Raw genomic sequence first — 25,389 nt, 5'->3', positions numbered from 1 at the left:
ATCTCGTCTCGGACTGAAGTGTCCGGGTTCACACCCGGGCCGGGGACGAGTGCGCCGAGGAGATGTCGTGACGAAGCAGGTTGCCGATGCGGTGGTCGTCGGGGCGGGTCTGGCCGGACTGGTCGCGACGTACGAACTCACCAAGGCCGGCCGCCGGGTGGTCGTCGTCGACCAGGAGAACCGGAACAACCTTGGCGGACAGGCCTTCTGGTCGCTGGGCGGCCTGTTCATGGTCGACACCCCCGAGCAGCGCCGGCTCGGCATCACCGACTCGGCCGAACTGGCCCTGCAGGACTGGATGGGCTCGGCCGGTTTCGACCGCGACGACGAGGACTACTGGCCGCGTCAGTGGGCTCGCGCCTACGTGGAGTTCGCGGCGACCGAGAAGCGCCAGTACCTGCACGACCTCGGCCTGCGCATCACCCCGATCGTCGGGTGGGCTGAGCGCGGCGGCGGTTTCGCCGACGGCCACGGCAATTCCGTGCCACGGTTCCACCTCACGTGGGGCACCGGTCCGGAGGTGGTGCGGATCTTCGCCGAGCCCGTCCTCGAGGCCGAGAAGCGCGGCCTGGTGGAGTTCCGGTTCCGTCACCGGGTCGACGAACTCGTCGTCGAGAACGGCGTCGCGGTAGGCGTCCGGGGCGCCACGCTGGCACCGACCGACCTGCCGCGCGGCGCGGCCTCGAACCGGGATGTGACCGGCGACTTCGAGATTCGCGCGGGCGCGGTCATCGTCACCTCGGGCGGCATCGGCCACAACCACGAGCTCATCCGCGAGAACTGGCCCGTCGAGCGTCTGGGCCCGGCCCCGAAGACGATGATCGCCGGCGTTCCCGCCCACGTCGACGGACGCATGCTCGCCATCAGCGAGGACGCCGGGGCCAGCATCGTCAACCGCGACCGCATGTGGAACTACACCGAGGGCATCCACAACTGGGATCCGATCTGGCCGAACCACGCCATCCGCATCATCCCCGGGCCCTCGTCGCTGTGGCTCGACGCGCTCGGCAACCGGCTCGCCCCGCCGAACTTCCCCGGTTTCGACACGAATTCGACGATGAAGGCGATCCTGTCGACGGGATACGACTACTCCTGGTTCGTCCTCACCCAGACCATCGTCGAGAAGGAGTTCATGCTGTCGGGTTCGGAGCAGAACCCCGACATCACCGCCAAGGACGTGAAGTTCATGGCGAAGAGCCGCCTCGCGAAGGGTGCGCCCGGGCCCGTCGAGGCGTTCCTGCGCAACGGCGTCGACTTCGTCGTGGCGGACAACCTGCCTGAACTGGTCGCCGGGATGAACAAGATCGCGCGCGGACCCGAACTCGACCTGGCCGCCGTCGAGCGCACCATCTCCGCCCGCGATGCCGAGGTGGACAACAAGTTCTCCAAGGACGCCCAGCTGATGGCGATCAACAACGCACGACAGTTCGTGGGCGACAAGCTCATTCGCGTGGCCAAGCCGCATCGCATCCTCGATCCGGCACACGGCCCGCTGATCGCGGTGCGGCTCAACATCCTCACGCGCAAGACGCTCGGCGGCCTCGAGACCAACCTCGACTCGCAGGTCCTGCGTCCCGACGGCAGCGCCTTCGACGGCCTGTTCGCCGCCGGCGAGGTCGCGGGCTTCGGCGGCGGCGGCGTGCACGGGTACAACGCGCTCGAGGGAACGTTCCTCGGCGGCTGTATCTTCTCCGGTCGCGCGGCCGGACGCGCGGTCGCGCGCAGCTGATCGGCAGACCGCGGCGCCACCGCACACACCGCTGTGAAAAGGATTGCCTCACCTCAGCTTTGAGTCACGATCCGGCGCACCACCGCCGGTCGCGGTCGGATATGGTGATGGGCGTGCCCGTGCCGCAGACGATCCTGACCCGCAAGACCAAGTCGGCGATCTTCCTGGTCCTCACCATCAACGACGGTGGCGAGGACCGGGTTCGCGATGTGCTGGCGCGGATCCCGGGACTGAACAACGCGGTCTCGTCCCGCGCCCCGGAGGCCGCGCTCGCCGGCATCGTCTCCATCGGCTCCGACGCCTGGGACCGGCTGTTCAGCGGACCGCGCCCGCGGTCGCTGCATCCGTTCATCCCGCGCGTGGGCCAGGTGCACACCGCACCGTCGACCCCGGCCGACCTGCTGGTCCACATCAAGGCCGACCCGATGGACCTGTGCTACGAACTCGGCCGGCTGATCACCGAGGAGCTCGGCGACGCGGTCACCGTCGTCGACGAGGTGCACGGTTTCCGCTACTTCGACCTGCGCGACCTGATCGGCTTCGTCGACGGCACCGAGAACCCGGTCGGCCAGGCGGCGATCGACGCGATCACCGTCGGCGACGAGGACCCGGATTTCGCCGGCGGCAGTTACGTCGCGATCCAGCGCTACGTCCACGACTTCTCGGCCTGGAACTCCCTCAGCATCGCCGAGCAGGAAGCCGCGATCGGCCGCACCAAGCTCGACAACGTCGAGATGGCCGACGACGTGAAGCCGTCGAACTCGCACATCGCCCTGAACAAGGTCGAGGACGAGAACGGCGAGGAGATCGACATCGTCCGCGACAACATGCCCTACGGCGACGTCTCCGGGAAGGGTGAGGCGGGCACCTTCTTCATCGCCTACTCGGCCGGCCCGGAGGTCACCGAGGAGATGCTGCGGAAGATGTTCATCGGCGACCCGCCCGGCAACCACGACCGGCTCCTCGACTTCACCACCGCCGTCACCGGCGCGCAGTTCTTCACCCCGACCATCGACTTCCTCGAGGATCTCCCGCCCGCTCCCGGGGCTCCGGAGGACACCGCCGCCGCGTCCGCGCCGCGGCCGTCCGACGGGTCTCTGGGCATCGGGTCCCTGCACTAGTCACCGCACCATCACCGCCCGACCACACCAAGCGCATCAGGAGGCATCATGAACAACCTGCACCGCGAGCTCGCTCCCATCTCCGATGCGGCATGGGCTGAGATCGAGGAGGAGGCCGCCCGGTCGTTCAAGCGCAACATCGCCGGCCGGCGCCTCGTCGACGTGAAGGGACCGCTCGGGCAGGACACCGCGGCGGTGACGCTCGGCCATCGCAGCAAGATCGACTCGCCGTCGCAGGGCATCGAGGCCTACATCCGGCGCACCCAGTCGCTCGTCGAGCTGAAGGTCCCGTTCACCGTGTCCCGTGAGGCCATCGACGACGTGGATCGCGGCGCGAAGGACTCCGACTGGGAGCCGGTCGTCGAGGCGGCGCGCCAGCTCGCCCTCGCCGAGGACCGCGCGATCTTCGAGGGCTACGCGGCGGCGTCGATCACCGGCATCCGCGCCGAGGCCTCGGCCGCGCCGATCCAGCTGCCCGCCGACGTCCGCGACTACCCCGAGGCGTTCAGCCAGGCGATCTCGACGCTGCGACTCGCCTCGATCGACGGCCCGTACGCGGTTGCCATGTCGGCCGAGGTGTACACGCAGGTCAACGAGACCTCAAACCACGGCTACCCGATCCGCGACCACATCAAGCGCCTGGTGAGCGGCGACATCGTCTGGGCCCCTGCGATCAACGGCGCGTTCCTCATGAGCACCCGCGGCGGCGACTTCGAGCTCACGATCGGCCAGGACGTGTCGATCGGTTACGACTCGCACGACGGCGATGTCGTCAACCTCTACTTCCAGGAGTCCTTCACCTACCTGACGCACACCGGCGAGGCGGCCGTGGCGCTCATCGGAAACTGAGCACGCCGACCCCGGTCCGCGTGTCACCCGGGGCAACTAGTCTGTCTCGGGTGACCGCAGTGAAGGCCGGCTCGCTCCCTCTGATCCCGGCGGCGAGATGCTAGTCCGACTGATCCGCCGGTATCTGCGGAACTACCGGCTCAACATCGTCATGGTCGTCACGCTCCAGTTCGTGGCGACGCTGGCGATGCTGTACCTGCCGAGTCTCAACGCCGACATCATCGACAACGGCGTGGCGCGCGGCGACACCGAGTACATCCTGCGTATCGGCGGTTGGATGCTGGTGGTGGCGCTGGTGCAGGTGGTCGCGACGATCACCGCCCAGTTCTTCGGTGCGCGCGCCGCGCTCGGGGTGGGCCGCGACATCCGCGGCGACCTGCTGCACCGGGTTAACTCGTTCTCCGCACGCGAGGTCGGCACCTTCGGCGCGCCGTCGCTCATCACCCGGACCACCAACGACGTCCAGCAGGTGCAGATGCTGATCGTCATGTGCTTCGCAATCCTGGTGATGGCCCCGATCATGTGCATCGGCGGCATCGCGATGGGCATCGGCGAGGCACCGGCCCTGTGGTGGGTCATCGCGATCGCGGTGCCCGTCCTCGGGCTCTCCATGGCGCTGGTGATCGCGCGCATGATCCCCGGGTTCCGGGCGATGCAGGAGCGCATCGACGCGGTGAACCGCATCCTGCGCGAACAGATCACGGGCATCCGCGTGGTCCGGGCGTTCGTGCGCGAGGAGCACGAGCGACGCCGCTTCGCGGTCGCCAACGATGCCCTCACCGACACCACGATCCGGGTCGGCCGCCTGATGGCGCTGATGTTCCCGCTGGTCATGGTGATCACGAATGTCACGATCGTCGCGGTGATCTGGTTCGGCGGACACGCGGTCGCCGACGGCTCGGTGCAGATCGGCGCCCTCACCGCGTTGATCACCTACGTCATGCAGATCCTCATCTCGGTGATGATGGCGTCGTTCCTCGCCATGATCGCCCCGCGCGCCGCCGTCTGCGCCGAACGGATCACCGAGGTCCTCGACACCGAGACCTCCGTGCTCCCGCCGGCCGACCCGATCGGCTTCGCCGACGACCCCGGCACGGTCGAGTTCGACGGCGCCGAGTTCCGCTACCCCGGCGCCGACGACCCGGTGATCTCGGGGATCACCTTCCGCGTCACCCCCGGCACCACGACCGCGATCGTCGGGTCCACCGGTTCGGGCAAGACCACCCTGCTCGGCCTCGTGCCGCGTCTCGTCGACGCCACGGCGGGGGTCGTCAGGGTCGGCGGCACCGACGTCAGGCGACTCGATCCCGACGCACTCCGCGCGGTGATCGGCCTGGTCCCGCAGCGGCCGTACCTGTTCTCCGGGACCATCCGGTCCAACATCCTGCATGGCAGGTCCGACGCCACCGACGACGAGATCTGGGAGGCCCTGCGGATCGCGCAGGCCGAGGACTTCGTCGCGAAGATGCCCGACGGTCTCGACACCAAGGTGTCGCAGGGCGGCACGACGGTGTCGGGCGGACAGCGCCAGCGGCTCGCTATCGCGCGCGCGCTCGTCCGCATGCCCGCCATCTACCTGTTCGACGACTCCTTCTCCGCCCTCGACCTCAGCACCGACGCGCGGCTGCGCGCCGCACTCCGGCCGGCCACCCGCGACGCCGCCGTCATCGTGGTGGCGCAACGGATCTCGACCATCGTCGACGCCGACCAGATCGTCGTGCTCGACCGCGGCCGGATCGCCGGCATCGGGCGCCACGACGAGCTGGTGGCCTCCTGCCCGACCTACGCCGAGATCGTGGAATCCCAGATGGCCGTGGAGGAGGGCGCATGACCCACCCGGGCAGACCGATGGCCGGTCCGGAAAGCAAGCCGAGGTCGTTCTGGCCGTCGGTCAAGCGCCTGGTCCACCAGCTCGGCACCTACCGCTGGCAGATGACGGTGACGCTGACGTCGATCGTGGCGTCGGTCGTACTGCTCGCGATAGCGCCACGCGTGCTCGGGCACGCCACCAACCTGGTGTTCGACGGGGTCGTCGGCGAGATGCTCCCCGCCGGCCTGACCAAGGAACAGGCCGTCGCCGGGCTCCGCGAGCGCGGCGACGACACCTTCGCCGACATGGTGTCGTCGATGGACGTGACGCCGGGTGTCGGCGTGGACTTCGGGGCCGTCGGCCAGGTCCTGCTCATCACCTTCGTCATGTACGTGGTGGCGTCGGGACTCGGCTGGTTCGCGGCGTACCTGCTCAACGACGTCGTCGCCGGGACCATCCGGGAACTGCGCGCCCGGGTCGAGGAGAAGATCCACCGCCTGCCGCTGCGGTACTACGACACGATGCCGCGCGGCGAGCTGCTGAGTCGGGTCACCAACGACCTCGACAATCTCTCGCAGAGCATGCAGCAGACGATCTCCCAGCTGGTGAACTCGGTGCTCACCGTCGTCGCGCTACTGATCATGATGCTCTGGATCTCGCCGCTGCTGGCGCTGATCGCCATCGCGACGGTACCGCTGGCGGTCGTCGCCACCGCGGTCATCGCCAAGCGGTCCAAGCCGCACTTCGCCGCGCAGTGGGCATCCACCGGCGCGCTCAACGCCCAGGTCGAGGAGGCGTTCACCGGCCATGAGCTGGTCACCGCCTTCGGCCGTCAGCGCGAGATCGAGGCGACCTTCGACGAGCGCAACGAGAAGCTGTACCAGTCGAGCTGGCGGGCGCAGTTCATCTCCGGCGTGATCATGCCGGCGATCATGTTCCTCGGGAACCTCAATTACGTGGCGATCGCCGTGGTCGGCGGCCTGCGGGTCGCGTCGGGGTCGCTGAGTCTCGGCGAGGTGCAGGCGTTCATCCAGTACTCGCGGCAGTTCACCCAGCCGCTCACCCAGATCGGCTCGATGTTCAACCTGATGCAGAGCGGCGTCGCGTCCGCCGAGCGCATCTTCGACATCCTCGACGCCGAGGAGGAGACCCCCGATCCGGCCGACCCGAAGACCCCCGAGCACGACAACGGCCTGATCGAGTTCGACGACGTGTCGTTCCGCTACGTCCCCGACAAGCCGCTCATCGAGCATCTGGATCTCATCGCCAGGCCCGGCCACATGGTCGCGATCGTCGGCCCCACCGGGGCGGGCAAGACCACGCTGGTGAACCTGATCATGCGCTTCTACGACGTCGACTCGGGCCGGATTCTGGTCGACGGGGTGGACTCCACGGAGATGACGCGCGACGACCTGCGCGAGCGCACCGGGATGGTCCTGCAGGACTCGTGGTTGTTCGGCGGCACCATCTACGAGAACATCGCCTACGGCGACCCCGCCGCCTCCGCGAGGAGGTCATGGAGGCGGCGCGGCTGAGCCACGTCGACCACTTCGTGCGGACCCTGCCGGGCGGCTACGCCACCGTCATCGACGAGGAGGGCGGCGGCGTCAGCGCCGGTGAGCGCCAACTCATCACGATCGCCCGCGCGTTCCTCGCCAAACCGACCATCCTCATCCTCGACGAGGCGACGAGCTCGGTCGACACCCGCACCGAGCTGCTCATCCAGAAGGCCATGGCGAACCTGCGCACCGATCGCACGAGTTTCGTGATCGCGCACCGGCTCTCGACGGTCCGCGACGCGGACGTGATCGTCGTGATGGAGGACGGCCACATCGTCGAGCAGGGCGATCACGAGGAACTGCTCGCCGCCCGTGGCGCCTACTACCGGCTGTACCAGAGCCAGTTCGCCGGGGCGATCGAGGCGGGCTGACCGCATGCTCCGCGGGTACCGGGCGCGCGGGGACGGGCCGTAGAGTCGTCGATGTGACCGGAATCCTCGAATTCGCGTCTGACTACTGGTGGTTGGTCTTCCCCGTCGGCGGCGTGGTCGGCGGGTGGGTGGGCTCGGTGGCGAAGTACAACGAGAAGCGCCGGAAGGACAAGATCGAGCTCGAGCGAATCCGGGCGTCGGCGAGGACCGAACAGCTGAGGCTGACCACGACATCGCTGCGGCAACTGCGCAAGACCCTCGAGCAGCACGACGCCCTGAACGCACGCTGGTTCGCCTACGAACTCGATCTCGCCACCCTCATCGAGTACCCGCTCATGACCGACATGCGGGAACCGCTGACGCTGGCCTTCCACCGGGCGCGGGTCCGGGCCGACGACCTGCGGCCGGAGGAGCCCGCTCCCGACGCGACGGAGACGTCGTTGCCCCCCGGACGAGTTCGACCGGTACCGCGAAGCGGTCGCGGAGTATGCCGCGGCCTTCGAGGCGGCCGAGCGGGAGGCGCGGCGCCGCAGGCAGGCGGCGTTCTCTCCGGTCGAGCGCGAGGCACTCGAGCGCGCCCGCAAACTCATCGGCGTGGCCTCCGACTCCGGCGCCACCCCCGCCGAGCGACAGGCCGCGTACAAGAAGGCACGCGCCGAGCTCGACGGGCTCATCGACGTTCCCCCGGCCGCCGCCGAGCGGCTCGAGGGCCAGATCGCCGGTGCGCTGGAGCCCGGACGCGGGGACGACTGACGTGACCCGGGTGCGGCCGCCGGCTACAGGTCCGGGATCGGCAGATCGAGGTTGGGCGCGATGATCCCGCCGTCCACCTCGAGGATCTTGCCGGTGACGTATGCGCCGGCAGGCGAGGCCAGGTAGACCGCGGCCGCCGCGATGTCCTCGGGCTCGCCGAGGCGGTGGATCGGGGTGGCCTTCTCCACCGCGCTCCGCATCTCGTCGTTGTCGGCGACGATCTCCAGTGCCGACGTGTGGATGGCGCCCGGGGCGATCCCGTTCACGCGGATCTTGGGGTTGAGGTCCATCGCCGCGATCCGCGTGTAGTGCGCCAGAGCGGCTTTCGCGGTTCCGTAGGCGGCGTAGGCGCGACCCGGAAGCCGCCCGACCGCCGACGTCACGTTGATGACCGAGCCGCCGCCCGTGGTCGCCAGCATCTGCTTGGCACCGGCCACGGTGAGCGCGTGCGCATTGGCGACGTTGAAGGCGAACGCGTCCACCAAGTGCTTGGGAGCGGTGTCGAACAGCGGCCGCGGCATGGCGCCGCCGACGTTGTTCACGACGACGTCGAGGCGGCCGAACTCGTCGACCGCGGTCTGCGCGAGGGCGGCCGCGGCGTCGGAGTTGCTGAGGTCCACGGGGACGATATGGGCCCGGCGCCCGGCGTCGGCGATCTGCCCGGCCACCTGTTCGAGGTCGAACTCGCTGCGCGCGGCGATCACCACGTCGGCGCCGGCCTCGGCGAAGGCGACGGCGATCGCCGCACCCAGCCCTCGTCCGGCCCCGGTGACGACGGCGACGTGGTCGTCGAGGCGGAATCTGTCGAGAATCACTCCCCGACTCTGCCACGATCACCGCCGAAACGAGAACGTGTTCTAGATATTGACCCGGATCAGTAGTTGCGGTCCGGGGTGACCCGCGCCAGCAGGTCCTCCCCGGCGGCGAAGCGGCGGAGGTTCTCGGCGAGCCACGGCGCGAACTCCCGCGTCAGCCCCGACGCCGGGTTGGCGACATGGGGCGTGATGATCACGTTCGGCAGCGACCACAGCGGGTTGTCCTCGGCCGGCGGTTCGGGATCGGTGACGTCGAGCGCCGCACCGGCGATCACGCCGTCGGCCAGCGCCCGGTACAACGCCGCCTCGTCCACCAGCGGACCGCGCGCTACGTTCACGATCCACGCGTGATCCGGCAGCGCCGCAAGGGTTTCGGCGTTGATCAGGTGCCGCGTCTCGGCCGTGGCGGGTGCGGCCAGCACGACGTGGTCGGTGGCGCCCCAGAGCCCGTCGAGCTCACTCGCCCGGCGCACCTCGTCGGCGCCGGGCACGTCCCGTCCCGACCGGTTGACCGCGATCACCCGCGCGCCGCAGGCCTTCAACCGCGGCGCGAGCGACGCCCCGATCCCGCCGGCGCCCACGATGGCGACCGTCGAACCGTGCAGCGACCGCACCGAGGTGTCGATGCGCTCCTTGTCCCAGTGCCGCACGACCGCGGTGTTGATCTGCCGCAGCCCGGCGAGCAGCAGCGCCAGCGCGTGCTCGGCGACGTTCTCGGCGTAGAACCCGGAGGCATTGGTCCAGATGCGGCGGTCGTCCGGCAGGCCCGCGTCGAAGAAGTCCTCGATACCGGCGGACTTCAGCGCGACCCATTCGATGTGATCGCCGATCTCGGGGAAGTCGTCGGGCGTGCCGATCCACACCAGCACCCGCGCCTCGTCGAGGCCGACGATCTCGCCGCCGGTGCTCTCGATCGCGGCCACGAGGTGCTCGTCGCGGTATGGCTCGAGCGCGACCGGTATCGCGGTCACCTGGCCACCGACTTCGCGGCGGTGGTCGCCAGCTCGTCGGCGATCTCGTTGTAGTGGTCGCCCGCGTGCCCCTTGACCCACCGCCACTCCACCTGGTGCCGCTGTTCCTCCTCGATGAGGCGACGCCACAGGTCGGCGTTCTTCACGGGCTTCTTGTCCTTGGTCTTCCACCCGTTCGCCTGCCAGCCGGCCACCCACTTGGTGATGCCGTTGCGCACGTAGGTGGAGTCGGTGTAGATGATCACGCGCGACGGTCGGGTGAGCGCGGCGAGGCCCTCGATGGCGGCGGTCAGCTCCATCTTGTTGTTGGTGGTGTCCGGGTCGGAGCCGGAGATCCGCTTCTCCTTGTCCTTGTAGCGCAGCACCGCGCCCCACCCGCCCGGCCCCGGATTGCCCAGGCACGCCCCGTCGGTGGAGATCTCCACAACGGCGTCGGTGTTCGTGTTCGCAGCAGCGTCGACCGGTTGACTCACGCAGGGAAGCCTACGTCAGCGACGAGACAGCGCCCCAAGCCGACGACCCCCTCGGACGCACCGTGGGCCGAACCCCCACACGTCCCGGTCTGCTGGTGACACCGTCCACGCCGGCGCCCTAGTGTGGAGTGCATGGCTGTCTGGGATCCGGTACGCTACCTGCAATTCGCCGACGACCGCGCGAGACCCTTCCTCGACCTCATCGCGCAGATCCCCATCAACCCGGCGACCATCGTCGACCTGGGCTGCGGCCCGGGCCACCTCACCAAACACCTGCGTGCGCAGTGGCCCGACGCGGAGATCCTCGGCATCGACGAGTCGGCCGCGATGATCGGGCGGGCCATCGGCGACAACACCGATCCGCTCGCGAACTTCGACGTCGCCGACGTCACCGAGTGGACCCCGAACCGCACGTACGACCTGATGATCTCGAACGCCATGTTCCAGTGGGTTCCCGACCAGTTCGCGGTCATCGACCGGCTGCTCGGGCACCTCTCGGATGGCGGGGCCTTCGCGATCCAGGTGCCCAACGGGCACGATGCCCCGTTCCGCACCGCGCTGGCCGAGCTCGCGGCCGCCGAGCCGTACCGGGAGCACCTGGCCGACGTGCGGCCGCTGCCCCGACTCGACGCCGAGCTGTACCTGGAGTTCTTCTTCGACCGCGGTTTCCGGGTGAACGCCTGGGAGACGACCTACCTGCACGTACTCGACGGCGACGACCCCGTCTTCGACTGGATCTCCGGGACCGGGGCACGCCCCTACCTTCAGGCGCTGCCGGCCGAGCACCGCAAGCCGTTCGTCACCGAGCTCAAGAAGCGGCTCTCGGAGGCCTATCCGCGTCGCGAATGGGGAACGCTCTTGCCGTTCCGGCGCAGCTTCGCGGTGGCGACCCGACGCTGATGTCACCGCTTCCCGGACACGACGTGGCGACAAACGCAACCCGATCCGAGGCCGGTCGGCGCATCGTCCTCGTCCGCGCGGTCAACGTCGGCGGCGTGAAACTCCCGATGGCCGAATTGCGGGAGATGGCAGCCGAACTCGGGGCGTCCGACGTGGCCACCTACATCGCGTCGGGCAATCTCGTCTGCTCACCGCCCGGCGACCCGGACCATTTCGACCGGGCCCTCGAGACCGCCATCACCGCACGCTACGGATACTTCCGGGAGGTGATCAGCCGGTCGGCGGAGGAGGTCGCGGCCGCGCTCGACGCGCACCCATTCGAGGTCGTCGACGACAGGTTCTCCTACATCCACTTCCTGGTCGCCGAACCCGATCCCGCACTGGTGGCGGCCTTCGAGAGGCAGGACTTCGGCGACGACCTCTTCCAGGTCGTCCGCCGCGACCTGCACATCCGCTACGAGTCCGGCGCCGGCCGCTCGAAGCTGACCGCCGCTTCCATCGCGCGCGGGCTCGGCGTCCAGGGCACCGCCCGCAACCTCCGAACGGTGCGCGCGCTGCTCGAACTCGCTCGGTCCTGACCGGCAACCGCACGGTGGCCGGCCGTCACGTCCGGGCGTAGCGTCGAGGACGCAAGGCGTCTGAGACCAAGACGAACGCGCACGTCGAGAGGACCGTCATGGACCGGACGACGATGGACCGGACGACGACCATGAACCAACCGGTGCCCCAACCGCCGCCGCCCGAGCCGGTGCCGGCCCCCGAACCCATCCCGGAACCGCCGCCGGAACCACCGATACCGGTGCCCACGCCCCCACCGGCTCCCGATCCGCAGCCCCGGCCGCCGGAGCCGGATCCGCCGCCGCGTCCGACCGTGATCTGAGGTCTACGGCGTGTTCACGCGTTGATGAGGACGCGAGCGACCCGGTCCATGTCCGCGAGCTGGGCGGCCTTCGGGGCCTCCCAGAGCTGCTTGGGGAGGTGCTCGAGGACCTTGATCGCCTCCTCGATGGAGTCGAGCGCCTCGGCGGCCTCGTCGCCGGTCAGCTCGGACGCCGCGATCAGCCGGTCGTCGATCTCGAACACGGCGTCGTCGAGACGGTCGCGGGCGGCGACGAGCTCGTCGTCGTGCGGGATCGCCGGATTGGCGTGCACATCGGCGATCGCGTAGCGAATCCGACGGTGCAGCAACGCCTCTCGGTGGTTGTCGGTGGCCCAGCTCTCCGGCGCCCGCCCGGGCTTGCCGGGGATGAGGTCGGTGGAGCGGGCGAAGGCGCGCACACGTTTGTCGGAGTCGTAGGCGAACCAGGCCGCCCCGGCCAGGATGAACAGCGCGACCACCACGGTCATGACGATGACGACGACTGCGATCATGGCCGGATCACCTCATCCGACGCGACTCGCACACCTTCTCGCATGCCGCCAAGCCTACTCAGGACGGCCGCACACCCTTGGGCGCCTTGCCCGACATGAAACCGAACAGGTATCCGGCGACGCGGCGCATCTGGATCTCGTCGGCCCCCTCGGTGATGCGGTAGCGGCGGTGGTGACGGTAGATGTGCTCGAACGGCTCGTGCCGCGAGTAGCCGCGCCCGCCGAAGACCTGCATCGCCTGGTCGGCGGCGTCACAGCACAGGCGATTGGCCTGGTAGTTGCACATCGACACCTCGGCCGACGCCGAGAACGGACCGTATGTGTCCATCTTCCAGGCGGTTTCCCGGATCAGCGCGCGGACCATCGCACACCGGGTGTGCAGATCGACGAGCGGGAACTGGATGGCCTGGTTGGTCGAGAGCTTCTTGCCGAACGGCGCGCGCTCGTTGGCGTACTCGACCGCCCGGTTGACGCAGTACTGCGCCGCACCGAGACTCGACGCGGCCTGCCGGATGCGGTTCTCGTTGAAGAAGTGCTGCACCACCTGCAGGCCGGCGCCCTCGGCGCCGAACACCGCCGAATTCGGCACGCGCACGTCGCGGAGGGTGATGTGCGCGTGATCGGTCGGCATGTTGAACGTCCACAGGTACTCCTCGACGGTGAACCCGGGTGCCTTCGGGTCGACGAGGAATGCGGTGATGCCCGTGGCGTCGCCGGGTTCGCCGCTGGTGCGGGCGAAGACGATGTCGCGATGGGCGGCGTGGATGCCGGTGTTCCAGGTCTTCTCGCCGTTGATGATCCAGTCGTCGCCGTCTCGGACGGCGGTCGTCTCCATGTAGGTGGCGTCCGAGCCGTGATCCGGCTCGGTGATCCCGAACGCGAAGAACTTGGTGCCCGCCGCGAGGCCCTCGACCCACTCCTCCTGCTGTTCGGGGGTCCCGTATTCGAGCATCAGCAGCAGGCCGATGTTGTTGCCCACGATCGCGTGCTCGTTCTGCAGGTCGCAGTGCAGGCCGAGGCCCTTGGACGCGAGGTGCTCGCGGATGACCGCCATCGCGAGATTCGACCCGTCGCGCCCGCCGTACTCCTTGGGGAACGGGTACCGGAAGTGGCCGGCGGCATCGGCGCGCCGGCGGGCCTCGGCCAGGAGCGCCTCCCACTCGGCATTCGGCAGGCCGCCCCGCTCCCAGTCGGTCCGGGAGTCCTCGCGGCGGTGGTCGAAGAACCGGATGTTGTCGTCGGCATGCTCGAGCGGCTTGATCTCGGCCTCGATGAAGGCGTCGAGCTCGTCGAGGTAGTCCTTCAGCGAGTCGGGCAATGCGAAGTCCACGGTGAATCCTTCTCGTCGGGGTCGGGTCGCCGGTCGGCGCCGGTCACGGGTGCGGGACGGCGAAGTACCTCGGGTTGGCCACCAGCAGCCGGGCGCGCACGTCGGCGACGACGGCGTCACGCACCTTCTCGTCCGCGGCGTCGAGCTCGCCGGACCACAGCGCGTCGCAGAGGGCCCGCTGGTCGGCCACTCCGAGTGCGGCCAGACGTGCGGCGCTCTCCGCGGCCTGCCGGGGCCCCAGCAGGATCTGGCGGCGCACCACGTCGACGACGTTTCCGGCGACGCGGGTGTGGAACCGCACCTGTGGCGACATCTCGGCGGTGACCGAGTCCGAGCGCAGGAATCCGGCGACCGCCTCGAGCAGCTCGAGCGAGCTCGGCTCGCCGTGGGGCGCCTCGTCCGGGACGGCCACACCGGCCGTCAGCGGGTCCTCGACCATCTCCGGGGACACCAGGCCGAGGTCGAGGAGTGCGTCGAATTCCTGTTCCGCGCTGCGTCTTCCGATGGCGGCGAGCTCCACCGACCGTTCGACGCCGTCGAGATGCCGGTTGGCCTGCACCGCGCAGATCAGACCCCACTTGACGGTGGCGTAGAGCTCCCACCAGCGCAGGGTCTCCTCGTCCGGCCGCCAGCCGGCGATCTCGGCGTAGGCGTCGAGCAGCGCCGCCCGCTCGCCCATGCCGGCGACCGGCGCGGCACCGCCGAAGCGCCAGGCCTTGGCGCACAGCCAGCCGAGGTCCTCGATCGGGTCGCCGATGTGGACCAGTTCCCAGTCCAGCACGGCGGCAACGCCTTCGGCGTCGATCAGGAGGTTCCCCAGGCGGAAATCGCCGTGCACGACGCATGTCTTCGGCGACGGCGCCGGCGGGTTGTCGCGCAGCCACCGGACCGCGAGGACGAGGCCGGCGGGCATGGCGTCGAACTCCCTCGGGAAGAGCTGCCTCAGCCCTTCGACGGGATCGGTCAGTTCGGTGAGACCGGGGGCCTCGGCCGCGTCGATCTGGTGCACCCGTGCCAGAATCCGTCCGCACTGCTCGACGAAGCGCTCGCGCGCGGTCGCATGGGCGTCGTCACGGAGGACGCGCCGGGGTATCGACTCGCCGGCGATGAACTCCATTGCCAGGTACGGAAACCCGAGGGGATTGTCGGCCCCGCCGAATGCCGCGTCGAGGATCCGCGGGACCGGGACCCCGGCGTCGGCCGCGGCCCGCAGGACCTTCGCCTCGTCGGCGAGCCCGCCATCGTCGGCGGCGGACGGGACGGCGCGCACGATGACCTGCTCGATCCGCCCATCGGCGTCGACGAGGTCGACCGCATACGTCGCGCGGCTCGCGCCGGCCGGCAGTTGTCGCGCCGAGACGACCGACACCGGGGTGCCGCGCTTCGACGCGAGCCGCCCGGCCACACGCGCGGCCACGTCCTGGGCTTCCGGCACTGACACGCAGATCCCGTCCTCTCGCTCCCTGTGACACCGGCCCGCTCGCCACCTCCCGGCGGGTCGGGTCGGCCCGGTGACGCGGTTCCGGGGAGGTGCCGGTGTAATCCCCGCCACAGCGAAGCTAGCACGAGATCTGAATCCGGTGTCAGAAATGCCGGCCGGCCGGCGCTCACCGTGTGGGCGTGCAGAACTCGGGCTGGTCGATGACGCGTACCCAGGAACCGTCGGGGCGGCGCATCACCACCTGCGCCCGCGCACCGGCGCCGTCGCGGGGCGGCGTGGAGGTGAGGGCCAGGTCCTCTCCGAAGTAGAGCGTCGGCAACGGCGGCTCGGGAACGAAGGTCGGCCGCTGCTCGAGCACCGTCGCCCACAGGTCACGGATCGCCTGACGGCCCCGCGTCACCTGTCCCGGCGGGAAGGCCATCACGGCGTCCTCGTGATAGAGCGCCGCCACCGCGTCGGGGTCGCCGGCGTTCGAGTACTCGACGAACATCCTGGTCAGATCTTCGGGAGTGCGTGCGGTCTCGTGGTCGGACATCATCGAATCCTTTCGATCGGGACGTGTGCCCCCACGGTCGATCAGATCCGGACATAAGTCCAGGTGATGTTTGTGATGCTCGCTATCATCAACAGTTATGGAGTTGCGGCAGCTCGAGTACTTCGCCGCGGTGGCGGCCGAGGGAAGCTTCACCGCGGCCGCACACCGCGTGCACACCACCCAGCCGAACATCAGCGCGCAGATCCGCAATCTCGAACACGAGCTGGGCGCGGCGCTCTTCGACCGATCGGGCCGCGCCGTCCGGCTCACCGACGCCGGCCGAGCAGCCCTCCCGGCGGCGACGGCGGCGCTGTCGGCCGCCGAGGACGTCGCCCGCGCCGTCGCCGAGGTCCGGGGCCTCCTCCGCGGGAACCTGGCCGTGGGAATGGTCGAGGGATGTACCGTCGCACCGCTGTTCGCTGCACTGGGCAGCTTCGGTGCGGCGCACCCGAAGGTCGGGTTGAGCCTTCGCGAGGCGCCCTCTGAGGAACTCGTCGCCTCGGTCGTCGGCGGCGCGCTCGACATCGCACTCGCCGGCTACGGCGACACGCTACCGCGGTCGGTGGAGGCGCTGACGGTCGTCGACGAGCCGGTCGTCGCCGTCGTCCCGGCCGATGCCCCCGACCGCGGGCAGGCGATCGATCTCGACGAGCTCCGGCGGCACTCATTGATCTCCCTGCCGGAGGGCGCGGGAATCCGGGCCGTCTTCGACGCGGCGGCGTCCGCGCACGGCGCACCCGTCCGGCCCGCGATCGAGGCGTCCTCGCCCGATGCGATCATCGAATTGGTGTGCAGCGGAATGGGAACCGGCATCCTCAGCGAGTCGATCGCGGCCGCCGACGAACGCGTCGTCGGTCGTGTGATCCGCGGCATCGACACCCGCGCACGGCTGGGCCTGGTGTGGCGCGTCACGGCGTCGCCTGCGACGCGCCGGTTCGTCGAGATCGCGCGTGAGCACTTCGATCCCGCCGAACGGTGACGACACCGAATCCGACGGTTCAGCGCGGGAGCGCCTCCCCTGTCCCGTCGCGCTTCTCGGGCAGCGCGGGGTCGGCCGGGTCCTCGGTCGGCTTGCCGGCGATCCAGTCCCCGATGGTCAATCCCCGGCGTCCCCAACGCTTGTCGAAGCGGCGTGCGCGCACCGTTGCCTTCTCGAGCTTCTCCGGCGAGTACCGGCGTCGAGCCCACGGGGACTTCGGCCGGGCGAGCCGGATGGCGCCCGTCCAGGCGAAGATCGGGATGAAGACGCCGACCACCGCCGTCGAGTACTTGCCCTTGATCACGCAGACGATCGCCGCGGCGATGTTGACCGGGGCGGTCACCGCGAACACGATCGGGCCGAACTCCACGTCGGTCTCGGCGTTGAACGGATTGAATCCGAGGAGCACCATGCCCAGCGCGGCTACCGTGAGCGCCACCACCTGGACCGACAACTGCCCCTCGCGTGACCAGTACACGTCCTGCAGTCGCAGGATCAGTGCGAACTCGTCGAGCACGAGCGACGCGCCGATGCCGATCATCACCGCGCTGATCGCCGCCCCGGGCTCGACTCCGTTGACGCCCACCGAGATGAAGGCGCCCACGATGGTGAGGGCCAGGCCGGGCACCATGTGATGCACGTGGATGCCGCCGGACACGTTGTTGCGGAACGGCCCCTTGCCGGCCCGGATGAGCCGGGTGATCACGCGCGTCACGATGAACGTGACGACGAACGAGGCGAACAGCAGGAACAGCGGAAGTCGTTGATGGGTCAGATCATCGAGGAGTTCCACCGGTCACCCGCCTTCGTCACGCGGGCACGATGCCGGTGCGGCGCTGTTCGATGATCAGGCAGCGGTCCTCGACGTAGAGCAGACCGGCGTCCTCGGCGATCCGGCGGGCCTCGGGCGAGGTGATGCCGAGCTGCAGCCACAGTGCCGTGGCCCCGGCCGCGACGGCCGCCCGCGCGACCTCGGCGCACTCGGGTCCGGGGCGGAACACGTCGACGAGTCCGACCTGTTCGGGGATGTCGGCCAGCGACCGGTAGGCCTTCTCGCCCACGATCTCGTCCGCGGTCGGGTTGACGGGGATGATCCGCCAGCCGAGGTGCTTCATGTGCGCGGGCACCTCGTTGGCCGGTTTGGCCGGATTCGCACTGGCGCCGACGACCGTGATGGTGTCGTAGGTGGACAGGATCTTCTCGACGATCTCATCGGTGGTGCGGGGGTCTCGGGAGCTCATCCTGCGAGTCTATGTCCGCGCTGCGGCCGCCACGTGACGCCGGTCTCTCTCAGCGCATCACTCCGTGAAGCACCAGGGCCGCCAGCCGGTCTGCCCAGTTCTCGTCGAACATCGCGCCGTCGGCGTTCCCGCCGCGCCGCATCAGGACGTGGAGCATCGCCGATCCGCCGATGATCTCGATGAGGCGGTCCGGGTCGGCGTCGCCGCGTACCTCCCCGCGTTCGACGGCGACGACGAGACGCTCCCGCAGGGCGTCGAAGACCCCGGCGAATCCCGCGTGGACGCGGCGGGCGAGTTCGGGGTCGGCCGACATGTCGGCGATGAGGCCGGGCAGTGCCGCCCGGGTCACCGGGCTCGCGAAGAGCTCACACGCGGCGACGATCATCGTCCGCAGGTCCGACGCCGCCTCGCCGCTCGACGGCGGCAGACGGGTCATGTGGGCGAAGACGAGGTCGTGGACGAGTTCGGCCTTCCCCGACCATCGCCGGTAGAGGGCGGTCTTGGTGGTGCCCGCCCGCTCGGCGATCGCCGCCAGGCTCAGCTTCTGGTAACCCGCCTCGACGACGAGCTCCCCCGCGGCCGCGAGGACCGCGGAGTCGATCCGCGCATCCCGGGGTCGCCCGGCCGCGCCCTCGGGGCCGACGCCCCCATGGGTGTCGCGCGCCGGCGCCACGCCTCTCGAACCACTCATGAGCCCAGCCCTCTTCGGTCGTCGCGAATTTCCCGAAGACGCTGCGGGCCGTTCGCCGCTTCTGATGTCATTACGCTACTCACCGTAGCGAAACCATTGGGGGTTGTCGTGGCCACCGAACCCGTCGTCGAACACCTCGACCATCTGCAACGCTCCAGCCGGGACACGGCCTCGGTCCCGGCGACGCTCGCCGCCTGGCTCGCCGGCCAGCCGGACACTCCCGACGCCGCGCCCGAGGTGACCGTCGAGGCCGGCGTCGACGCCAACGGCATGTCGTCGGAGACCATCCCGGTCACCGCCACCTGGCCGGGCTCGCCCGCCCGGGAGTGGGTCATGCGCATGGCGCCCGCGGCCGCCGACATCCCGGTCTTCCGCACCTACCGGATGGACCATCAGTTCGAGACGATGCGCCTGGTCGCCGAACTCACCGACGTCCCCGTGCCCCGCGTCCACCACCTCGAGCCGACCGGCTCGCTGCTGGGCGCCCCGTTCTTCCTCATGGACCGGCTCGCCGGCGGCGTCCCGCCCGACGTGATGCCCTACACCTTCGGGGACAACTGGTTCGCCGATGCCTCCGCGGAGGACCGGCGGCGCATGCAGGATGCGCTGATCGAGGTGATCGCCGACCTCCACTCCATCCCCGAGCCCGCCCGCCGCTTCGGCTTCCTCCTCGAGGACCTGCCGCCCGGGGACACCGTCCTGGCACGGCTTCTCGCGTGGTTGCGCGACTGGTACGACCTCTCCGCCGAGGGCATCGGCCGCTCGCCCCTGGTCGAGCGCGCGCTGGATTGGCTCGCCGCGCATTTCCCCGACGACGCGGCCGCCGGCGAATCCGTCCTGTCCTGGGGCGACGCCCGGCTGGGCAACACGATGTTCGTCGACGCCGCGCCGACCGCCGTGCTCGACTGGGAGATGGCGCGACTCGGCCCGCGCGAGCTCGACGTCGCGTGGGCGATCTTCGCCCACCAGGTCTTCCAGGAGCTCGCGACCATGGCGGGGCTCCCCGGCCTCCCCGATCTCCTGCGCGAAGACGACGTCCGCGCAACATATCTCGACCGGACCGGCGTCGAGCTGGGCGACCTGCGCTGGTTCCACGTGTTCGCCGCGGTCCAGTGGTGCTGCGTGTTCATGCGCACCGGCGCACGGCGGGTCCACTTCGGGGAGATGGAGTGTCCCGACGACGTCGACGGCACCCTCTTCTACCACCGACCACTTCTCGAACGTCTGCTGGAGGAATCCTGATGAGCCGCAGCGGCCTCGGCCCCCTCGACGAGTTCCCCATCCACCAACTGGCACAACCGATCGCGTGGCCGGGTGACTCCGACCGCAACTTCTACGATCGCGCCTATCTGAACGCGCACGACCGCAGCGGGAACCTCTTCCTGATCACCGGGATCGGTTACTACCCGAACCTCGGGGTGAAGGACGCCTTCGTGCTCATCCGGCGCCGGAACCCGGACGGCGACGACACGCAGACCGCCGTCCACCTCAGCGATGCCATCGACGACGACCGTCTCGACCAGCACGTGGGCGGCTACCGGCTCGCCGTCGACGAGCCCTTGCGCACACTGCATCTCACGCTCGCCGAGACCGAGGGCATCTCGCTCGACCTGCACTGGGAGGGATTGTTCGACCCGTTGCTCGAACAGCCGCACCTCATGCGCCAGGGCACCAAGGTCACCCTCGACGCCCAGCGCTTCGCGCAGGTGGGCACGTGGCGGGGCCACATCACCGTCGACGGCGAGACCATCGACGTCGACCCGTCGACGTGGGTCGGCACCCGCGACCGCTCCTGGGGTATCCGCCCCGTCGGCGAGTCGGAACCCGCGGGAAGGCCTGCGGACCCGCCGTTCGAGGGGATGTGGTGGCTGTATGTCCCGATGGCCTTCGACGATTTCCAGCTCGTCCTCATCGTGCAGGAGGACCCCGACGGCCACCGCACCCTCAACGACTGTTCGCGCGTGTGGAAGGACGGGCGCGTCGAACAACTGGGCTGGCCGCGGATCTCGGTCAACTACGCCTCGGGCACGCGAATCCCCACCGGCGCGACGATCTCCGCGACCGCGTCGGACGGCTCCCCGGTGACGCTGGAGGTCGAGTCCCTGCTGCCGGTGCCGATCCACGTCGGCGGCGGCTACGGCGGCGACCCCGACTGGCTTCACGGCATGTGGCGCGGCGAGGGCTTCACCGAGCGCCTCACCTACGACATGACGAGTCCGGAGATCATCGGACGCATGCCGTTCGGGGTCATCGACCACGTCGGGCGGGCGGTGTGCCGGGAGGCCGACGGCACCTCCCGCACCGGCTGGGGCCTGTTCGAGCACGGCGCACTCGGCCGCCACGATCCCTCGGGGTTCGCCGACTGGCTCAGCGTCGCGCCCTGAGCGCGGTCCGCGGGCGCCGCCTGATCGTGGGGCCCGCGCAATCGCTTGCCGCGACCCGCGCGCCGAGGGTCAGTCCAGTCCCGCCAGGAACTCGTCGATCCGCGGCCATGTCTGCTCGACTGCCGCCGCCCCCGCGATGAGCCCGAGGTGACTCGTCTCGACGGTGGTGAACTCCACCCGCGGCGATCCGGTGAACAGGTCGACGCCGTGGTGCGCGGCCTCCCAGCTGACGATCGCGTCGCGGTGGCTGCCGAACAGCTGCACGGGCACGCCGACCTTCGACAGGTCGAGGGTGAGGTCGTCGAAGTGGACCACCCCGCTCGCCAGCTCGCCGCGCATGATGAAGTTCTCCCACATCTGCTCCGACGCCCGGCCCGGGTAGCCGGGCATCGTCTCCTGGAAGCGGTCGACCGCCTTCATCCGCGTGAGCGCCTCGGTGTCGTGGGCGTTGCGGATGATGTAGCCGGGCTTCTTGAGTTCGCGCTGCCAGGCGGTGCCCCGATAGGCGACCTGGACCAGCGGCGCCGGGATACCGCCGAGCGCCCGCAGCGCCAGCGAGACGGGTGCGGTGCCGATCGGCTTCATCAACGTCTTCACCAGCGGATACGGGGGCACCCGATCGTAGTCGAGGGGCGTGCCGACCGCGGTCATCGAGCGCACCGGCAGACCCGGGTCGGCCGCCAGCGTCAGGAATCCGATGGTCCCGCCCAGGCTCCACGCGATGAGGTCCACCTCGACGTTCGGGGCCTCGTCACCGGACTCGTCGTCGGCGCGGTCGCCGCCGAGATCGGCGACCACCGCCGAGATCGCGCCGGGCACGATGTCGGTGACGAACTCCTCGAACCCGAGGTCGCGGTCCTCTCGGGTCATGTCGCCGAAGTCGACGACGTAGGGCACCCGCCCGGTCGCCAGGAGGTGCTCGACGAGGCTCAGGCCCGGGGTGAGGTCGTAGCAGTCCGTCGACACCGCCAGGGGCGGGATCAGCAGCACCGGCGGCCGCGACCCGTCCCGCGCGGCGGCCCGGGCCGCGTCGTCTCCGTACCGAAGGACCCGCCGATGCGGCCCGTCGGCGATCACCGTGTGCGGCGTCTTCCTGGTCTCGGCGACCTCTCCGCCCCGCACCAGGTGGATCAGCGTCGCGACACCGTCGAGACCACCCATGTCTGACTCCTCCCCGTCGGCCCGATGCGCCCTCGGCGGCGCGTGGCGCAGCTGCACCCTCAGAGAGCGCGTGACGCAGCCATTCAACACGGCGCAGTCGGCCCGCCGATGGTTGGGGCCGGTGGCGCGTGGGTACCTCGGTGTTTCGGCGACCGAGACCAGGTCGAAGCAGATCAGACACTCGCACCGGCGTCCGAGGGACGGTCGGTGCCGGTGAGGAGGAAGTCATGGCCGAAGAACTCAACGACGTCACCGTCGCCTTCCTGGTGGCCAACGAAGGTGCCGAGCAGGTCGAACTCACCGAACCGTGGAAGTCCATCGAGGCGTGCGGCGGCAAACCCGTCCTGGTCTCGATCGAGCCCGGCACCATCCAGGCGTTCGACCATCTCGACCGCGCCGACACCTTCCCCGTCGACGCGACCCTCGAAACCTCCCGGATCGCCGACTTCGACGCGCTCGTCCTCCCCGGCGGGGTCGCCAACCCCGATTTCCTCCGCGCGTCGGGACCGGCCGTGCGCTTCGTCCGGGGGTTCTTCGACGCCGGCAAACCGGTCGCTGCCATCTGCCACGCGCCGTGGACCCTCATCGAGGCCGACGCCGTGCGGGGCCGCACCCTCACCTCGTTCCCGAGCCTGAAGACCGATGTCGTCAACGCCGGCGGCAATTGGGTCGACGAAGAGGTGGTCACCTGCCGTGGCGGCGACAGCGTCCTGATCACCAGCCGCAACCCCGACGACCTGCCCGCGTTCAACGCGGCGATCGTCGCGGAGTTCGCGCACAGTCGCGTGCCGAACTGACCCGGGCCGAACTGACGCGGGCCGGTCTCTGCGGTCACACCACCGAGATCGGACCGCTCTCCCGTCCCGTGAGGACGAGCAGGGCACGCTCCCCCTGCCCGGTGATGCGTGCCGCCTCGGCGGCGGTGGACAGCGCCGAGGCGAGCACCTCCGACGGCAGCGGCGTCGACGAACCGATCGCACGGGCGATGTCGAGTCCGTGCACCGCGAGTTCGAAGGTGCGCGTGGGCAGGTAGTGCGACAGCAGGATGCCGCCCCACGGGGTCGCGACCGGCCGGTCGGCGATGCCGTCGAGCGCCGCGGCGGCGCGGTCTCGACGTGCGGTGGCCTCGGCCGCCGGATCGTCGCCGAGTTCGACGCCGGCGGCGACGCCCCGGGCCGTGACCTCGGGTGCGGACGCCAGTCCCTGGATCCTCGCGTAGTAGTCGCCGACCGAGTCGATGTCGATCGCGGGTTCGGGTTGCGCGAGATAATCGGCGACGGTGGTCAGCGAGCGCGTCGTGTGCCCCACCAGCGAGCGCACCGTCCACTCGCCGAGACCCGGAGTCTCCCAACGATCGTCGGCGATCTCGCCGATGAGGCGCAGGAGATGGTCGGCTCCGGACAGATAGTCGTCGACCGCCTGTTGCAGATTCCGCTCACCCGACATGGAGTTCCCTTCTCGCTCGTGGAAAGACCCGCCTGGCGAGCCCACGATATGCCGCGCGCCGCGGTCCTCGATGCGCGAGGTGGGGATCGCACTCGTACCGTGGTCGCCATGACCACCGACACCACCGCCCTCGAACGGACCCCCACCGGCGTCGACACCCGCCACCTCGTCCGCTACGGCGGGCAGTTCTCGCCGGAGCTGATCGTGCGGGCCTCGGGCAGTTGGGTCGAGACCGCGAACGGCCGGCGCCTGCTCGATTTCACCTCCGGCCAGATGTCGGCGATCCTCGGCCACTCGCATCCCGACATCGTCTCGACCGTCACCCGGCAGATCGGCGAGCTCGACCACCTGTTCAGCGGGATGATCTCCCCGCCGGTGGCCGATCTCGCGGCGCGCCTCGCCGGCACCCTGCCCGACCCGCTGGAGAAGGTGCTGCTGCTGAGCACCGGTGCCGAGTCGAACGAGGCCGCGATCCGCATGGCCAAGCTGGTCACGGGAAAGCACGAGATCGTGTCGTTCGCACGGTCCTGGCACGGCATGACGCACGCCGCCGCGGCGTCGACGTACAGCGCCGGGCGCACCGGCTACGGTCCCGTGGCGCCCGGCAACTACGCACTCCCGACCCCCAATCCGTACCGGCCGGACTTCACCCGCCCGGACGGCACCCTGGACTGGCAGCGGCAGCTCGACTTCGGTTTCGAACTCATCGACGCCCAGTCGACCGGATCGCTCGCCGCCTGCATCGTCGAGCCGATCCTGTCCTCCGGCGGGGTGATCGTCCCGCCTCCGGGTTACTTCGCGGCCCTCAAGCGCAAGTGCGAGGAGCGCGGGATGCTGCTGATCGTCGACGAGGCGCAGACCGGCCTGTGCCGCACCGGTTCCTGGTATGCCTTCGAACGCGATGGCATCGTGCCCGACATCCTCACGCTGTCGAAGACCCTCGGTGCCGGCCTCCCGCTCGCCGCGGTCGTCACGTCTGCCGAGATCGAGCAGGCCGCACACGAGCGCGGCTACCTGTTCTTCACGACCCACGTCTCCGACCCGCTCGTCGCCGCGGTCGGGCTCACGGTGCTCGACGTGCTCCAGCGCGACGGTCTCGTCACCCGTGCGGCACAGGCCGGCTCGGTGCTCCGCGACGGGTTGCTGGAGATCCAGGCCCGGCACGAGTGCGTCGGCGACGTGCGCGGCAGCGGGCTGATGCAGGGCATCGAACTCGTGACCGACCGCGAGACCAAGCAGGGCGCCGACCGCCTGGGCGCGGCCATCACCGCGCGATGCTTCGAACTCGGACTGCACATGAACGTCGTGCAGCTGCCCGGCATGGGCGGCATCTTCCGGATCGCCCCGCCGCTGACGATCTCCGACGACGAACTCCGCACCGGTCTGGAGATCCTGGACACCGCGATCGGCGAATGCGTCTGCGCGGCTTCGTGATCGGGTGAGCGCCGGCCCGGCGGGC

At 69.8% G+C, this 25,389-nt stretch carries 24 protein-coding genes and 2 pseudogenes; 13 read left to right on the top strand and 13 right to left on the bottom strand.

What is annotated here, in order from left to right:
- Window positions 1–67 precede the first annotated feature (67 nt).
- The 6 genes and pseudogenes from E1P53_RS13365 to E1P53_RS13340 all read left to right on the top strand — a co-directional run bounded on the left by E1P53_RS13365 (window position 68) and on the right by E1P53_RS13340 (window position 8,192).
- Entirely contained in the window at window positions 68–1,729 is a 1,662-nt protein-coding gene (locus tag E1P53_RS13365) for an FAD-binding dehydrogenase (protein WP_131734621.1), read from the top strand.
- A gap of 113 nt (window positions 1,730–1,842) precedes the next feature.
- Window positions 1,843–2,850 carry a Dyp-type peroxidase gene (locus tag E1P53_RS13360; RefSeq protein WP_040527183.1) on the top strand — a complete coding sequence of 336 codons (1,008 nt, stop codon included), beginning with the start codon at window positions 1,843–1,845 and terminating at the stop codon, window positions 2,848–2,850.
- A 48-nt stretch (window positions 2,851–2,898) separates the two neighbouring features.
- The gene (locus E1P53_RS13355) at window positions 2,899–3,699 is read left to right on the top strand and encodes a family 1 encapsulin nanocompartment shell protein (protein WP_109238044.1); all 801 of its coding nucleotides are present in this window, start codon (window positions 2,899–2,901) and stop codon (window positions 3,697–3,699) included.
- 97 nt (window positions 3,700–3,796) lie between these two features.
- Window positions 3,797–5,530 carry an ABC transporter ATP-binding protein gene (locus E1P53_RS13350; RefSeq protein ID WP_131734620.1) on the top strand — a complete coding sequence of 578 codons (1,734 nt, stop codon included), beginning with the start codon at window positions 3,797–3,799 and terminating at the stop codon, window positions 5,528–5,530.
- Window positions 5,527–7,439: pseudogene (locus E1P53_RS13345) on the top strand (ABC transporter ATP-binding protein). Before E1P53_RS13350 ends, E1P53_RS13345 begins: the two are co-directional and overlap by 4 nt.
- A 53-nt stretch (window positions 7,440–7,492) precedes the next feature.
- A pseudogene (locus E1P53_RS13340) lies at window positions 7,493–8,192 on the top strand (hypothetical protein).
- Window positions 8,193–8,215: 23 nt separating this feature from the next.
- Here the strand turns inward: E1P53_RS13340 and E1P53_RS13335 are convergent.
- Genes E1P53_RS13335 through rnhA form a run of 3 tightly spaced genes read right to left on the bottom strand, consistent with a single transcriptional unit; the run spans window position 8,216 to window position 10,451 of the window.
- Window positions 8,216–9,007: an SDR family oxidoreductase gene (locus E1P53_RS13335; protein WP_006901401.1), complete on the bottom strand. Its 792-nt coding sequence runs from the start codon at window positions 9,005–9,007 to the stop codon at window positions 8,216–8,218.
- A gap of 59 nt (window positions 9,008–9,066) precedes the next feature.
- Window positions 9,067–9,978 carry a D-isomer specific 2-hydroxyacid dehydrogenase family protein gene (locus E1P53_RS13330; protein WP_131734619.1) on the bottom strand — a complete coding sequence of 304 codons (912 nt, stop codon included), beginning with the start codon at window positions 9,976–9,978 and terminating at the stop codon, window positions 9,067–9,069.
- Window positions 9,975–10,451: a ribonuclease HI gene (rnhA, locus tag E1P53_RS13325; RefSeq protein ID WP_006901399.1), complete on the bottom strand. Its 477-nt coding sequence runs from the start codon at window positions 10,449–10,451 to the stop codon at window positions 9,975–9,977. Before rnhA ends, E1P53_RS13330 begins: the two co-directional genes overlap by 4 nt.
- Window positions 10,452–10,583: 132 nt before the next feature.
- On the opposite strand from rnhA, the gene E1P53_RS13320 reads away from it, so the two are divergent.
- Entirely contained in the window at window positions 10,584–11,351 is a 768-nt protein-coding gene (locus E1P53_RS13320) for a methyltransferase domain-containing protein (RefSeq protein WP_131734618.1), read from the top strand.
- The gene (locus tag E1P53_RS13315; RefSeq protein ID WP_131734617.1) at window positions 11,351–11,929 is read left to right on the top strand and encodes a DUF1697 domain-containing protein; all 579 of its coding nucleotides are present in this window, start codon (window positions 11,351–11,353) and stop codon (window positions 11,927–11,929) included. Before E1P53_RS13320 ends, E1P53_RS13315 begins: the two co-directional genes overlap by 1 nt.
- A gap of 25 nt (window positions 11,930–11,954) precedes the next feature.
- Here E1P53_RS13315 and E1P53_RS13310 read toward each other — a convergent pair whose 3' ends face one another.
- The 5 genes from E1P53_RS13310 to E1P53_RS13290 form a co-directional block, all read right to left on the bottom strand.
- A complete protein-coding gene (locus E1P53_RS13310; protein WP_131734616.1) occupies window positions 11,955–12,158 on the bottom strand; it encodes a hypothetical protein in 204 nt (67 codons plus the stop codon).
- An 87-nt stretch (window positions 12,159–12,245) separates the two neighbouring features.
- A complete protein-coding gene (locus tag E1P53_RS13305; protein WP_131734615.1) occupies window positions 12,246–12,722 on the bottom strand; it encodes a hypothetical protein in 477 nt (158 codons plus the stop codon).
- A gap of 58 nt (window positions 12,723–12,780) precedes the next feature.
- The gene (locus tag E1P53_RS13300) at window positions 12,781–14,052 is read right to left on the bottom strand and encodes an acyl-CoA dehydrogenase family protein (RefSeq protein ID WP_131734614.1); all 1,272 of its coding nucleotides are present in this window, start codon (window positions 14,050–14,052) and stop codon (window positions 12,781–12,783) included.
- A gap of 43 nt (window positions 14,053–14,095) precedes the next feature.
- On the bottom strand, window positions 14,096–15,493 hold the full coding sequence (locus tag E1P53_RS13295) for a phosphotransferase family protein (protein WP_131734613.1): 1,398 nt from the start codon (window positions 15,491–15,493) through the stop codon (window positions 14,096–14,098).
- A gap of 166 nt (window positions 15,494–15,659) precedes the next feature.
- Window positions 15,660–16,028 carry a YybH family protein gene (locus E1P53_RS13290; RefSeq protein WP_006901392.1) on the bottom strand — a complete coding sequence of 123 codons (369 nt, stop codon included), beginning with the start codon at window positions 16,026–16,028 and terminating at the stop codon, window positions 15,660–15,662.
- Between the two features lie 97 nt (window positions 16,029–16,125).
- Between E1P53_RS13290 and E1P53_RS13285 the strand changes: the two genes are divergently transcribed.
- The gene (locus E1P53_RS13285) at window positions 16,126–17,007 is read left to right on the top strand and encodes a LysR family transcriptional regulator (RefSeq protein ID WP_131734612.1); all 882 of its coding nucleotides are present in this window, start codon (window positions 16,126–16,128) and stop codon (window positions 17,005–17,007) included.
- Window positions 17,008–17,026: 19 nt separating this feature from the next.
- Here the strand turns inward: E1P53_RS13285 and E1P53_RS13280 are convergent, their stop codons facing one another.
- From E1P53_RS13280 to E1P53_RS13270, 3 genes are read right to left on the bottom strand one after another with little or no spacing between them, the layout of a single operon-like run.
- Window positions 17,027–17,800 (bottom strand): hypothetical protein, encoded by a 774-nt coding sequence (locus E1P53_RS13280; protein ID WP_131734611.1) that lies wholly within the window; start codon window positions 17,798–17,800, stop codon window positions 17,027–17,029.
- A gap of 16 nt (window positions 17,801–17,816) precedes the next feature.
- Window positions 17,817–18,248: a CoA-binding protein gene (locus tag E1P53_RS13275; RefSeq protein ID WP_006901389.1), complete on the bottom strand. Its 432-nt coding sequence runs from the start codon at window positions 18,246–18,248 to the stop codon at window positions 17,817–17,819.
- A gap of 49 nt (window positions 18,249–18,297) precedes the next feature.
- Window positions 18,298–18,939, bottom strand: a complete 642-nt coding sequence (locus E1P53_RS13270; protein WP_131734610.1) for a TetR/AcrR family transcriptional regulator — start codon at window positions 18,937–18,939, stop codon at window positions 18,298–18,300.
- 108 nt (window positions 18,940–19,047) lie between these two features.
- On the opposite strand from E1P53_RS13270, the gene E1P53_RS13265 reads away from it, so the two are divergent.
- Together E1P53_RS13265 and E1P53_RS13260 are read left to right on the top strand one after the other, a co-directional pair.
- Window positions 19,048–20,181 (top strand): phosphotransferase family protein, encoded by a 1,134-nt coding sequence (locus E1P53_RS13265; RefSeq protein ID WP_131734609.1) that lies wholly within the window; start codon window positions 19,048–19,050, stop codon window positions 20,179–20,181.
- Window positions 20,181–21,323 (top strand): Rv3169 family protein, encoded by a 1,143-nt coding sequence (locus E1P53_RS13260; protein WP_131734608.1) that lies wholly within the window; start codon window positions 20,181–20,183, stop codon window positions 21,321–21,323. The genes E1P53_RS13265 and E1P53_RS13260 overlap by 1 nt, the downstream gene beginning before the upstream one ends.
- Before the next feature lie 69 nt (window positions 21,324–21,392).
- On the opposite strand, the gene E1P53_RS13255 is transcribed toward E1P53_RS13260, so the two are convergent.
- Entirely contained in the window at window positions 21,393–22,484 is a 1,092-nt protein-coding gene (locus E1P53_RS13255; protein ID WP_131734607.1) for a polyhydroxyalkanoate synthase family protein, read from the bottom strand.
- 227 nt (window positions 22,485–22,711) lie between these two features.
- On the opposite strand from E1P53_RS13255, the gene E1P53_RS13250 reads away from it, so the two are divergent.
- Window positions 22,712–23,281, top strand: coding sequence for a type 1 glutamine amidotransferase domain-containing protein (locus tag E1P53_RS13250; protein WP_131734606.1), 570 nt, complete (start codon window positions 22,712–22,714; stop codon window positions 23,279–23,281).
- Between the two features lie 34 nt (window positions 23,282–23,315).
- On the opposite strand, the gene E1P53_RS13245 is transcribed toward E1P53_RS13250, so the two are convergent.
- Window positions 23,316–23,930, bottom strand: a complete 615-nt coding sequence (locus E1P53_RS13245) for a maleylpyruvate isomerase family mycothiol-dependent enzyme (protein ID WP_131734605.1) — start codon at window positions 23,928–23,930, stop codon at window positions 23,316–23,318.
- 108 nt (window positions 23,931–24,038) lie between these two features.
- On the opposite strand from E1P53_RS13245, the gene E1P53_RS13240 reads away from it, so the two are divergent.
- A complete protein-coding gene (locus E1P53_RS13240) occupies window positions 24,039–25,364 on the top strand; it encodes an aspartate aminotransferase family protein (protein WP_006901382.1) in 1,326 nt (441 codons plus the stop codon).
- Window positions 25,365–25,389 lie beyond the last annotated feature (25 nt).

The sequence above is a fragment of the Gordonia paraffinivorans genome (assembly GCF_900683595.1).
GTDB classification, from domain to species: Bacteria; Actinomycetota; Actinomycetes; order Mycobacteriales; family Mycobacteriaceae; genus Gordonia; species Gordonia paraffinivorans.
Note: the sequence above shows the minus strand (reverse complement) of the source record. Positions and strands in the feature narration are given on the sequence as shown.